This is a genomic window from Coprothermobacter proteolyticus DSM 5265, assembly GCF_000020945.1.
Lineage (GTDB): Bacteria > Coprothermobacterota > Coprothermobacteria > Coprothermobacterales > Coprothermobacteraceae > Coprothermobacter > Coprothermobacter proteolyticus.
The window spans coordinates 1,413,401-1,424,912 of the sequence record NC_011295.1 but is presented as its reverse complement, the minus strand read 5'-3'; the positions used below and the strand labels follow the sequence as shown (position 1 = coordinate 1,424,912).

10 protein-coding genes and 1 pseudogene are annotated in these 11,512 nt (G+C 44.7%); 4 read left to right on the top strand and 7 right to left on the bottom strand.

What is annotated here, in order from left to right; genetic code table 11:
• The first annotated feature begins 147 nt into the window (after positions 1-147).
• Positions 148-1,227, top strand: coding sequence for an NAD(P)H-dependent flavin oxidoreductase (locus COPRO5265_RS07300; RefSeq protein WP_041735879.1), 1,080 nt, complete (start codon positions 148-150; stop codon positions 1,225-1,227).
• Positions 1,228-1,297: 70 nt separating this feature from the next.
• On the opposite strand, the gene COPRO5265_RS07295 is transcribed toward COPRO5265_RS07300, so the two are convergent.
• The 3 genes and pseudogenes from COPRO5265_RS07295 to COPRO5265_RS07285 all read right to left on the bottom strand — a co-directional run bounded on the left by COPRO5265_RS07295 (position 1,298) and on the right by COPRO5265_RS07285 (position 5,037).
• Positions 1,298-1,978 carry an ERF family protein gene (locus COPRO5265_RS07295; protein ID WP_012543753.1) on the bottom strand — a complete coding sequence of 227 codons (681 nt, stop codon included), beginning with the start codon at positions 1,976-1,978 and terminating at the stop codon, positions 1,298-1,300.
• An 821-nt stretch (positions 1,979-2,799) separates the two neighbouring features.
• Positions 2,800-4,119: pseudogene (gene rlmD, locus COPRO5265_RS07290) on the bottom strand (23S rRNA (uracil(1939)-C(5))-methyltransferase RlmD); the annotation flags it as partial.
• Positions 4,120-4,152: 33 nt separating this feature from the next.
• The gene (locus tag COPRO5265_RS07285) at positions 4,153-5,037 is read right to left on the bottom strand and encodes an aldo/keto reductase (RefSeq protein ID WP_012544723.1); all 885 of its coding nucleotides are present in this window, start codon (positions 5,035-5,037) and stop codon (positions 4,153-4,155) included.
• Between the two features lie 102 nt (positions 5,038-5,139).
• On the opposite strand from COPRO5265_RS07285, the gene COPRO5265_RS07280 reads away from it, so the two are divergent.
• Positions 5,140-6,096 (top strand): S-layer homology domain-containing protein, encoded by a 957-nt coding sequence (locus COPRO5265_RS07280; RefSeq protein WP_012543852.1) that lies wholly within the window; start codon positions 5,140-5,142, stop codon positions 6,094-6,096.
• A gap of 112 nt (positions 6,097-6,208) precedes the next feature.
• On the opposite strand, the gene COPRO5265_RS07275 is transcribed toward COPRO5265_RS07280, so the two are convergent.
• On the bottom strand, positions 6,209-6,517 hold the full coding sequence (locus tag COPRO5265_RS07275) for a ferritin family protein (protein ID WP_012544880.1): 309 nt from the start codon (positions 6,515-6,517) through the stop codon (positions 6,209-6,211).
• Between the two features lie 26 nt (positions 6,518-6,543).
• Positions 6,544-7,452, bottom strand: coding sequence for a pseudouridine-5'-phosphate glycosidase (locus COPRO5265_RS07270; RefSeq protein WP_012544056.1), 909 nt, complete (start codon positions 7,450-7,452; stop codon positions 6,544-6,546).
• A 37-nt stretch (positions 7,453-7,489) separates the two neighbouring features.
• Between COPRO5265_RS07270 and COPRO5265_RS07265 the strand changes: the two genes are divergently transcribed.
• Entirely contained in the window at positions 7,490-8,302 is an 813-nt protein-coding gene (locus tag COPRO5265_RS07265; RefSeq protein WP_143708140.1) for a carbohydrate kinase family protein, read from the top strand.
• Between the two features lie 7 nt (positions 8,303-8,309).
• A complete protein-coding gene (locus tag COPRO5265_RS07260) occupies positions 8,310-9,548 on the top strand; it encodes a D-serine ammonia-lyase (protein ID WP_012544812.1) in 1,239 nt (412 codons plus the stop codon).
• A gap of 1 nt (position 9,549) precedes the next feature.
• On the opposite strand, the gene thiS is transcribed toward COPRO5265_RS07260, so the two are convergent.
• Positions 9,550-9,774 (bottom strand): sulfur carrier protein ThiS, encoded by a 225-nt coding sequence (thiS, locus tag COPRO5265_RS07255; protein ID WP_012544124.1) that lies wholly within the window; start codon positions 9,772-9,774, stop codon positions 9,550-9,552.
• The gene (locus tag COPRO5265_RS07250; protein WP_012544628.1) at positions 9,749-11,509 is read right to left on the bottom strand and encodes an aldehyde ferredoxin oxidoreductase N-terminal domain-containing protein; all 1,761 of its coding nucleotides are present in this window, start codon (positions 11,507-11,509) and stop codon (positions 9,749-9,751) included. The genes thiS and COPRO5265_RS07250 overlap by 26 nt, the downstream gene beginning before the upstream one ends.
• Positions 11,510-11,512 lie beyond the last annotated feature (3 nt).

Sequence of the window (11,512 nt, the reverse complement as noted above, 5' to 3'; positions counted from 1 at the left end):
CATACATTGAGAATCGTCGTGTAAGGTGCTCCATTGCTATCTGTTGTTTTAGGTTAAACCTGCTACTCTCTGATACTTGCAGCAACTTCTTGGACTTATGCTATGATGAACAACGTAGATATTTCATAAGAAGGCAGGAGGAAAAACTTGAAATTGCCATCTCTTAAAATAGGAGATTTGGAAGCAAAAGTGCCCATAATTCAAGGTGGAATGGGTGTAGGGATATCCATGTCGGGCTTGGCATCTGCTGTGGCTAATGCTGGTGGCATTGGAGTCATATCCGGTTTGCATCTGTCTCTTAGCGACCCTAAGTGGGGTCCTAACATTAGAAAGGGTAACATTGAAGCACTAAGGCATGAAATAAGAAGGGCTAGGGAGCTTTCACCAAAGGGCATCATTGGTGTAAACATATTGGTAGCCGTGACGGAGTATGAGGATCTTGTAGCAACTGCCGTGGAGGAAGGTGCAGACCTTATTATTTCTGGTGCTGGACTTCCCCTAAGTTTACCGGAGTTTGTAAAGGGCACCCACACAAAGGCTGTGCCCATTGTTTCTTCTGCTCGTGGGGCAGCGACCATCTGCAAATCGTGGATTCAAAAGCATAACTACATACCAGACGCCATCATTGTGGAAGGGCCAAAAGCAGGTGGACACCTCGGTTTTAAATTGGAAGAGTTGGCTAACATGGACAATTACAAGCTTGAGGACATTGTTCCGCAGGTCATTGAAACTGTGAAGCCCTTTGAAGAACAGTATGGTAAGAAAATACCTATAATTGCAGCTGGTGGCATTTTTGATGGCAAAGACATTGCTAAGTTCATAAAGCTTGGTGCCAGTGGAGTGCAGATGGCGACGCGGTTTGTGGCGACCTATGAATGTGATGCGGCAATGGAGTTCAAGCAGGCTTACATAAATGCGAAAAAGGAAGATGTGGTAATCATAAAGAGCCCCGAGGGTATGCCAGGGAGAGCCATAAGAAATCAATTCCTTATTGATGTTGAGAACAACGCAAAGAAGCCGGACATGTGCCGATACAATTGCCTAAAGACGTGTGATCCCAAAAAAGCACCTTACTGCATTTCTCAAGCTTTGATAAACGCGCAAAAGGGCAATTTAGACGAAGGTTTCGCTTTCTGTGGAGAAAATGTCTACAGAGTAGACAAAATTGTTCATGTGGATGAACTCATAAGCGAACTGGTCAGAGAAGCAGAAGAAAACCTACAGTAATAAATGAAGAGGACCACACTTTTTACGGGGCGGTCCTCCTCTTTGTATTGACTTGCTAAGAAAGTCTATTCTACAAGCTTCGTTCTTGTTTCTTGCTACGTAGGTAGTTTATCAGTGCATCAACTTGCTCGTTATTTAGCTTCTCCAGTGGGACGTTGTATTTCTTTTCCACCATTGTTCTAATCTGTTCTTCGTTTAAGCCAACTTCTTTTGCAAGGGTAAGCACAAAAGAAATTCTTTTGGGGTTGGCTATGAGAAGTGCGTTAGATACAGTTTGATGTTCTGGCATTGTGCTTTCTGCATCATCATCTTCAGAGGTTGCTGCCATATTGAACAGCGACAAAAGAGCATACCTTCTCAAGTAAGATATAGTACTACCTATCGTTTGTACGGATACCTCATCGGTTGTCTCGTAAATAGGTTTTCTCTCTTCATCAACGCCTACCTGAACACGTGTTCTTTGAGGATTAGCCGTCACAGGTCCAAACTCTAACCAGCATCCATTCGTGTGAAACAGGTAAGTAACAATAGAGATTTCTTGCGAACTGTTGGATAAAACTTCTTGCGCCATTATCAAACCATTTTTTGTGAGTAAAGGGCGGAGTAGATCGACAATTTGGTCCAGTGGTGCGTATTTAGATTTGAAATATGGGTTCTCACTGGTCGCAATTGGATTTTTGACTTCATGTTGCACAGCGAGCAACGCTTTAATAAGCTCGCTTATGCCTTCAGGGTTTCCATTTACTTTCATCTTATGTACCTCCTCAGTTGCTTATCTTGTTTTCTTGATTTTCTCTGCGCATATGTACAGCACATATGACTTACCTCCTTACTGTGAAAACTCAGTGCAAAAGGGCTTCAAGGTTTGTAGACAGGGATCGTAGGCTTATTTAGGCTGGAGTACGTGAAATTCTTGATACGCTCATTTTATGAACGAATTCTCGGAGAATTGTTTTCTCTTATATAGAGGATAAATATCGTCCAAGTTTCTCCTTTGCACCGGATTATATTATAGCAAAGAATACCCTGAAAACAAACATAAAAGCGGCAGCAATTACCTATGCTTTAGCAGAACCATTAGCTCATTTTTCTTGAATAAATATTGATTCAATATTTACAGTTATTGCAGTTCTATATAGAGTGAGTTGATAATCGCGTCATATGAGATGTTTTTTTGCATGGGAAGAGTTCTTTTTTGCCTTGAATTTATGGCAATTGGTCGTGTGCTTTAGTTTACTTTTGTGTAGGTATTATCTGTGCAAGAGCAAATAGGAGCAAACCTGTAGACACTGTAAACAAAGCAAAGGCCATACACGTCAGCCATTTTTGTTAAGGGGGAAATAATTTCAAAAAAGCTGTGGACTTGCCTAATGGTAAATTCTTACAAACTCAATAAATCCTTCGAGTTTGTCGACCATCAACGTTACTTGCCTAAAATGCATGGTTTATCTCCTGCCCATGAGAATAATCTAATGTTTTGCTCCTATACCAATACATCGCGTAATTTGCAATCTAATCTTAAAGCCTTTTCATTGTAGCGCTTTGACTCGGGTTTGCCCTTTGCTGGAATGCTCAAAGTTTTTCTTTTATCAGTAGTGCCACGCACTCAACGTGTGTGGTTTGTGGAAACATGTCGATGGCTTGGATGTGGTTTAAGGAATAGCCAAAGGGCTGAAACCTGCTGATGTCCCGAGCAAGAGTTGATGGATCACAGCTTATGTAGACAATACGTTCTGGCTGGAGCCTTGCTACAGCGTTCAATGCTTCCTGAGTCATACCGTTTCTTGGTGGATCAACTACTACTTTGTTAATCTTCTGTTGTAGGGAACCAGCGGCTTCTTCAACGGGCTTGGCTAAAAACTGCACGTTGTCTACGTTGTTTAATGCAGCATTTTTACATGCCTGCTGTACAGCTTCTTCTACACCTTCTGCTGCTATGACAGTTTTAACTTTCTGGGCGTACAGCAAAGTGAAAGCGCCTACGCCTGAATAGCCTTCAAACACGATATCCTCGGGCTGAGGCTCTAAGTAATCCAAAGCAATAGAAAAGAGCTTTTCTGCTTGCACTGGGTTTATTTGGAAGAAGGAAACGGGGGTAATGTTGTAAACCTTACCCATGAGCTGTTCTTGCACGTATTGATTGCCGTTGTACAAAGTGGCACCTTTACCGATAACTGTTTTGTTTTGAGCTGTGTTCTGGTGCAAAGCCAAACTGCTTATGCCAGCACTAAGAATCTCCTCTGCCACGTTTTCAAAATTTTTGGGAAATTGCGTAAAGGTTACGAGAACTTGTTTTTCTCCCGTCAGCAGCGACACTCTAACCTGCAGATGCCTAAGTGTTCCGTTGCTGGTGAAATAGCTTTTTAGGTCATGCTTCCTTAAAACACTCAATACGTCTTGAGCTGTCACCCAAAGTGTTTCTTTGAGTATGGGACAAGTAGTCAAAGCGAACCATTTGTCGGATTTACTAAAGTACCCAATGTTCAAAATATTGTTTTCTTCGCCAAAAGTGAAGTGAGCTTTTGCTCTGTAACCATAAAGTAGATCAGAAGGAACTATGTGTACGTTGTCCACTTTTTCACGGGCGAGTTTCCATAGGTTTTGGCTTGCAAAATTGCTCTTCCATTGAAGTTGCTCTTGATAGGATATGTGTTGAAGCTGGCACCCGCCGCACTGAGAGAAATGTGGACACAAGGGTTCTATCCTGTAAGGGCTCGGCTGAACCAGTTCGACAAATTCAGCTTCAACATAGTTTCTATGTTGAGAAGTAATTACGGCTTTTACCACATCGCCAGGAGCCACCACGCCTTTTACAAAATACACAAGACCAGATGACTTAGCAACACCAAAACCTTCCACAGTGAGGTCTGTAATTTCAAGGATTTCCATCGTTTGTCTTCTGCTTTTCTTTTTCTCTACTGTCTATTAAGGTACGGGCTCACCGGTGGCTTGCTCTAAAAGATAAAACCACTCCTGTCGGTCAAGGACTATGTCCTTTGCCTCCACTGCAGATTTTACTCGATCGTAGTTGCTGCTGCCTGCTATGACAACAATATTTGACGGATGGCTAAGTAGCCATGCGTAAGCAATGTGTTCAGGTGTGACGCCGTGATTCTGAGCGACTTGTTCCAGCGCGTTCCTTAACTTAACCATGTTGGGTTCATCACTGGTGAACAGTTTTCCTCCGCCCAGGGGTGACCAAGCCATGGGGGTTATGTCGTTTTCCATCATGTATGGAATTTGCCAGTCCAAAAAAGGTTGTGGATGTGCAAGAGAGATTTCTATCTGATTCACAAATAATGGTTGTTTCACGTACTTTGTGAGTAGTGAGTGATGATAAGGCATGAAGTTGGATACGCCAAAAGAAAGCACCTTTCCTTCCTTGTAGAGCTCATCAAAGGTATGGCCCACTTCCAGCGGATCCGTGAACGGGTCAGGCCTGTGTATGAGCAGTAGATCAATGTGATCCCTGCCCAAGTCAAGTAAAGATTGATCCACCGAGGCAATGATGTGCTCAGCTGAAGTATCGTAATGTTTTACGTAGACCTGTTGTTGTTTCTCCGAAAGCAGGACAATGCCTGTTTTTGTAACCACTTTTATGCGATTGGAGAGTGTTGGGTCTGCTTGCAGCACTTCACCGAACATCTTTGTGGCTTCATAGTCTCCGTAAATGTCCGCTAAATCCACAGTGTCTACACCCAGGTCCAAAAGCTTGTTCATGGTTCTAGCAAGTTCTTTTGGTGTTCTATTCCAAGTTTTAATTCTCCAGAGTCCCCAAACAATTCTTGGCAGAGTTATTTTTTCTTCCATGGATTAATTAAAGCACAATTTACACTTGATAGGCTGATACAATGTTACAATAAGAAACTAACAGGGGTTTAAGTACGTCCTGGTTAAGGAGGTGAAACAAGGATGAGAAAGTTGGTAGAGAAAATCATTCCGGTGTTGCTGTGCCTCAGCTTGTTTGTTGTCATGGCACCTTTGGCAACATCGGCAGCAGGCACACTTACAATCAAGTTGGATGTAATGCAACTTCCCACTGGTGGGGTAGAATTGATGGTTTACGTGGTGAACCCAGGTTCGTCAGTAACAATGCAGTTCAGCAGCGGTTACTACTACGATGTAGAGATTACTGGCAGTAACTTCCATTACAAGGATTCTCAAGGCAAGAGCTACACCCAAGCAATAATGAAGAAAACATTCCCCACTGGGAACACGCTGATTAGATTCATCACTTTGCCTAACATTCCTGCAGGTAGCTACACTTACAAGGTTTGGTTAGTGGGCCAAAACGTTTCCACTTCAGGTTCATTTGTGCTCGGCTCTGTACCTGAAATCACTGACATTAGTAATTCTTGGGCAAAAGACAACATTACCACTGTGGTAGAGAAGAAATTCTTGACGGTGCTTGACAACAAGTTCAGACCCACAGAACCCATTACTCGCGGTGAATTCATGTATGCACTGGCTTTAGCTACAGGTGTTAAGCCTGTTACGTTGGCGGAATTAGATGGAAAGAACCCGTTTAAAGATGTAGATCCTAAGAGTGCTGTAGCTCCTTATTATTGGGCATTCTACAAAGCTAACATTGTAAAGGGTTATCCTGATGGGACACTGCGTCCAGCTGGTTATCTAACCAGAGGTGAGGCTGCGAAGTTGATCGCCTTGACGCTTCCGTTAGAGCCTGGTCAGAACTTTATCCCCAAGTCGCCATTTACTGATCTTTTCGGGCACTGGTCGAAGATCTATGTGGCTTACCTTTACGAAAAGGGAGTAGTAAAGGGCATGACAGAAACCACGTTTGGGCCAGACCTAACGCTAACCCGTGACCAAGTGGCTGCTTTCTTAACGCGTGTCATGGTGAAGTAAAAAAATAGCGTTCAAGTTAATCACGATAAATGGCATGACTTAAGCAAAAGGGGCTTACCCGTAATGGGTAAGCCCCTTTCTAACACGGACGCCTCCGTTATTTCTTTTTACCTCACTTCTTTTGGTGTTTCTTTATGAATTCCTCTACTTCATCTTTGCCTTCTTCGTAAAACTTTTTCTCATCAGGTTCCAGCTCTAAAAGCAAGCGGAGGAACTCTCCTGCGTGAACTCTTTCCTCGTTGGCTATGTCCACCAAAACGTCTTTGGCAAGCGCGTTGTCAATGCTTTCTGCGAGCTGCATGTAAAGTTGTGTGGCTTCATACTCAGCTGCGACCATGAACCGAATAGCCCTCACTAATTCCTCGTGTGTGAGCTTGCGGTCGTACTTGTTTCCGCTAAATGGACTTGAAAACTCTGGCATGGCTTATCCCCTCCTTTGCGCTCTTTCTATATCTTAGCAGCCATCAGAGCTTTTGCGATCAGAGAACCCACATAGGCATTGTTCTTTACCAGGGCAATGTTGGTTTCCAGAGTCTCACCTTTGGAGTTTTTGGCTAAGTAATCCAGCAAGAATGGCGTAACATCTTTACCCTTAATGTTGTTTACTTTTGCTTGCTGTAAAGCTGCTTCAATGAGTTGCTCTACTTTGCCTTTTTCCAGAGCCATCTCTTCAGGAGGTGGATTTCCCACCAATATGGCTTTATTGATCTCCAGTGCATCACGCTCACGTATGATTTGAGCCAACTCTCCAGGAGTAGTAACTGAGTGTTCCAGCTTCAGTCCACTGCGGCCGTAGTAGAAAGCGGGGAATTCATCGGTTTTGTAACCCACTACTAGTACCCCTTTGGTTTCCAAATACTCCAATGTGGCTGGTAGGTCCAATATGGCCTTAGCGCCTGCGCATACCACGGTTATGGGGATGGACCCCAAGGCTTCCAAGTCGGTACTCACATCGAAGCTTTCCCGTGCATCGCGATGAACTCCGCCGATGCCCCCAGTGGCGAAAACTTGAATGCCGGCCTTGTAGGAAGCAAACATGGTTGCAGAAACTGTTGTGCCGCCAGAGAGTTTCTTGGCTGCTGCCACTGACAAGTCTTTCAGGCTGATTTTATGAAGGTCTTTTGCCTGGCTTAGGTATGTTATTTCTTCTTCGCTCAAACCTACTTTTATGATGCCGTTTATGACACCTATGGTAGCTGGCACAGCCCCAGCTTCTTTTATGACTTGCTCCACTTCTAATGCCGTATGCAAATTTGCAGGATAGGGCATGCCGTGAGTTATTATGGTGGATTCCAACGCAACTACGGGTTTTAGCGTCTCTATGGCTTCTTTTACGTGTGGTGCGATTTGCAACATATTTTCATACCTCCTCTTTAAGCACTACAATTATAGTATGGTCCTAATTTACGGAGATGTGCTCATGGATGTGTTAATTTTTGAGGAAGCTCCAAAAGTCTATGCGTCAGATGCACAAGCAAGGGCTCTGGTGGTTCCTGGCGGTTCCGCGTTCAATACTGCTCGTCATGCTGCACGCTGGGGATCTAATGTGGGAATCTTAGGCTGTGTGGGCACTGATGGTGGCTATGGGTTTTTTATGGAGGCTGGGCAGCGCTACGGTATCAATATGCTGCTCACGCAAAAGGAGGGCTTCACGGGTACACTGCTGGTGCGTCATGAGAAAGGCGAGCGAAACATGTGGAGTTCTCCCAATGTGGCTCGCAGTTACATAAGTGTTCCTGAGGTGGACATTGATTGGCTTCACATCAGCGGTTATGCTTTATTTCACCCTGAGAGTTCTAAAGTGGTTCAGGAGCTGACTGCTAAAGCTAAAAGCAATGGAGCCGTTCTTTCTGTGGATGCCGCTTCCTATGAGCCACTTAAGCAGCACTTAAGTACCTTCTTGCAGATGACACGCGGTTACGACTTTCTCTTTGCTAATGAACATGAAATGGAAATCTTAGCAAAAACTGACTACTATTACAAGCACGTGGTGGTGAAGCAAGGTAGCAGAGGAGCCACTGTGGATGGTGTCCATGTTGAAGCGCCTCAAGTGGAAGTGGTAAGCACCTTGGGAGCAGGAGACTGCTTTAACGGCGTCTTCATAGCTGAGGTCTCAAAGGGTGCAGCCTTGGTAGAAGCTTGCCGAAAGGCTTCAGCGGAAGCCAGCAGGTGGGTTGCTACCGATTTTGAAAGGAGGTATTTCTGAAAGGATCATGAATGCTGATGAGTTCTTGTTAAACAAGATAAAAACGTACCAGCCAGTTTTCTGGCGTAACCCGAACAAAGAAGAAACAACAAAAGCTTTGAAGCATATCCCTTTGGGCTTGATGGACATTGAAGATGCAGAGAAACGTTTGCAGCGTTTTGCACCAGCCATAAAGGAGCTTTTTCCAGAAACAAATGATGGCATCATAGAAAGTTCGCATACAGAACTGAAGCACGCAGAGGAGTTAAAGGGTATAACGCTGGAGAGCTTTTCAGGCCCCGTTTACGCAAAGTTGGATAACTACCTTCCCATATCAGGCTCTGTGAAAGCCCGCGGTGGCATATACGAGGTACTGTGGTTTGCTGAGCAGGTGGCTCTACAGGAGGGCGTTATAACCCTAGATAGCGACTACCGTGCTTTGCTTACTCCAGAGGCGCGTAACGTTTTCAGCGGCTACTCACTAGTTGTGGGTTCCACAGGAAATCTGGGGCTCAGCATTGGAATCATGGGGCGTGCCTTTGGTTTCAATGTGGAAGTGCATATGTCCAAGGAAGCTGCCGCTTGGAAAAAGGAAAAACTTCGCAGTCTAGGAGCACGCGTTGTGGAACACGAAGGCGATTATTCTTCAGCAGTAGCTCAGGCACGCCAAATAGCCAGCAGTAATCCAAAAGCGCACTTTGTGGATGATGAGGAGTCTGTCATATTGTTCCTGGGTTATGCCGTGGCTGGTTTAAGACTGGCGCCACAGATTCGACCACTTCTAGATGAAACAGGCAAAAACCTAAAGGTGTACATTCCTTGTGGAGTGGGCGGTGCTCCTGGCGGCATAGCCTTCGGTTTGAAGGCAACTTTGGGCGACAGAGTAGAAGTCTATTTTGCTGAGCCCACGCACAGCCCCTGCATGCTACTTGCTTTGGCTACTGGCAAGCTAAGTGACATCAGCGTGAGCGACGTTGGCCTGGATGGAATAACCGTGGCTGACGGTTTGGCCGTGGGTCGAGCATCAAAGCTGACTACTTCTTGGATGATGCATCTCATCGATGGAGTGTTCACGGTCCCTGATGAGTTCATGCTTGACATGGTACGCTGGCTCTGGGACAAGGAAGGCATAAAAACTGAACCTTCGGCCAATGCTGGGTTGTATGGCATCGTAGGTGATGGTGTTCACATGGTCTGGCTCACAGGCGGTAGCATGGTACCCGAAGAAGTATTTGAGAACTATTTGTCAAAAAGCCAAAAATTGTGACTTAGCCGCCTAACACAAAAGGAAGTATTAGTACTACGTCGCCATCTCGTAGCTGTTCTGTTTCTTTTAGTACGGTACTATTACGCACTACAAAGCCTATTTCCGAGAGCGGTATGCCTAAACTTTTTAAGAGATCAGCTACGGTGGCGCCAGCTGGAAGTTCTATTTCTCCAGAGCGGACACCGTAGCGATTAAAGTAATCATTTATTTGAACTGTAATTCTCATATTCTGATTGAAGCCTTTGTACATACATCTTAAGCAGTTTGTTCATGCGCTCTTCGTCCATTTTCCCCCAACGCGTAGGTGTTTCAAAGGCCCTTTTAGGAAATCTTTCGTTCTCCAGTGAGTAACCCAGTTTTTGTTTTATGCGTAATCTGGTAAAGAACGTTTCTTCGGCGGTCTTGGTTAGATCGTCATTAGTGAATGGTATGCCGATGGAGTTTAGGGCTCTTAGCACTGTTTCTCTGTCGTATACCTTCCGAGCAAACAAGCAGATCACCAAAGATGTGAGCATGCATCTTTCTTTCTCTTCCTTTATCAAATAATCTACAATTTCTTCATCGTTTAACTCTTTAGCGCTTTGGTCGTACTGGTAACCTGCGTTGCACAAGTGTGAGTGTCTTGCTCCCACTGTTTGTCCAAGTGTAAAGGCGTAGCCTGTGTGATATCCAGCCATTTCGTTGCCACCATAAACCAATGCAAAATCTTTGCCTCCATAAACTTCTGTGGCTTTAGCTAAGCCCATTCCCAGAGTGCTGTAAAAATCGTTAGTTTTTTCGGCGAGGTAGTGTATAGCTTTCTTGTAACTGTCCGTATTTCCAAATTCCAAGGGCGCTATGGTCTGGTCCATGCTGATCAGCCCTTTTTGTAAGGCTTCAGTTGCCCAAGCTAAGACAACACCAGTGCTCATAGCATCCAAACCGGTTTCTTCTACCTCATCGATAAGCTCCAAAACTTCACTAGCTGAGGTTGTTCCCAGCAAACTGCCTAGTGCATATATGAGTTCGTGGTCGTAGGATACCGCCAATGATTCATACTCATAGCCTTTATCAAATAGCCTTCTGAACTGACCTACGTGAATGCAGCCAATAGGACAACCCACACAGGATACTTTTCTCACCAGTGTTTGCTCTGCGAAAGTTTCGCCAGAGATGGCATCAGCGTACTCAAATGTGGACTGCTGTAGGTTTTTAGTAGGTAGAGAGTTAATTGCGTTAAGCACCTTAATGTTTATGGGAGTTCCAATCTCGTGATACTTCGCCATGAGATCAGTTTCTACTACCTTTTTATAGAGCCAACGAAAGGTGGTGTAGTAGTCTTTGAAGTTACTTACGGGAATGTCTGTTTCGCCTGTGATGGCAATGGCTTTCAACTGTTTGCTTCCAAATACGGCTCCCAGGCCTAGCCTTCCAAAGTGTCTGTAAGTGTCCACGTTTACCCCAGCGAAACTAACTAAGTTTTCTCCCGACACACCAATACGCATGATGCTGCGTTTGCCTGGTATACCTTCACGCTCTCTAATAATCCTTCCTACTTCATCAACACCCAAGCCCCACAAGCCACGGGCATCTTTGAAGTCAACAGAATGATCAGAAATGCTCAGGTAAGTTGGTCTTCTTGCTTTACCAGTTATTACTATGGCATCGTAGCCAGCATTCCTGATAGCCATAGCGGAGCGACCACCAGCATGGCTTTCACCGTATTCGCCTGTTAGCGGAGAAATGAATGTGGCAACAGTCTTTGTGGCGACGGGGAAAATCGTCGACAGAGGTCCTATGGCAAACACGATAGGTTGGTCCTCATGAAGCGCTGGCAGTTCTGGATGCATGTTTTCCTCAAGTAGCTTTGCTGCTACTCCGGTTCCACCTAACAGATGAAATAGATCTTTTCGTTCTTCAACAGAGACTTTTTCTTTGGTTAAGTCCACATACAAGACTCTTATGTAATCAGCTCCGAGCATGTT